Raw genomic sequence first — 464 nt, forward strand, 5'->3', positions numbered from 1 at the left:
GACTACTAGGGTATCTAATCCTATTTGCTCCCCACGCTTTCGGGACTGAGCGTCAGTTATGCGCCAGATCGTCGCCTTCGCCACTGGTGTTCCTCCATATATCTACGCATTTCACCGCTACACATGGAATTCCACGATCCTCTCACACACTCTAGCTCTACGGTTTCCATGGCTTACCGAAGTTAAGCTTCGATCTTTCACCACAGACCCTTAGTGCCGCCTGCTCCCTCTTTACGCCCAATAATTCCGGATAACGCTCGCCACCTACGTATTACCGCGGCTGCTGGCACGTAGTTAGCCGTGGCTTTCTTATAGAGTACCGTCACTTGGATATCATTCCCTATATCCACCGTTCTTCCTCTATGACAGAAGTTTACATAACGAATTACTTCTTCCTTCACGCGGCGTTGCTCGGTCAGGGTTTCCCCCATTGCCGAAAATTCCCTACTGCTGCCACCCGTAGG

Annotated in this window: 1 rRNA gene; it reads right to left on the reverse strand. The window is 50.9% G+C overall.

The annotated features are described in order from the left end of the window. Positions 1-464: ribosomal RNA gene (locus tag KGF38_RS20030) — 16S ribosomal RNA — on the reverse strand; the annotation flags it as partial.

Origin of the sequence: Clostridioides sp. ZZV14-6387, from assembly GCF_020657835.1 — a bacterium.
GTDB lineage: Bacteria > Bacillota > Clostridia > Peptostreptococcales > Peptostreptococcaceae > Clostridioides > Clostridioides difficile_A.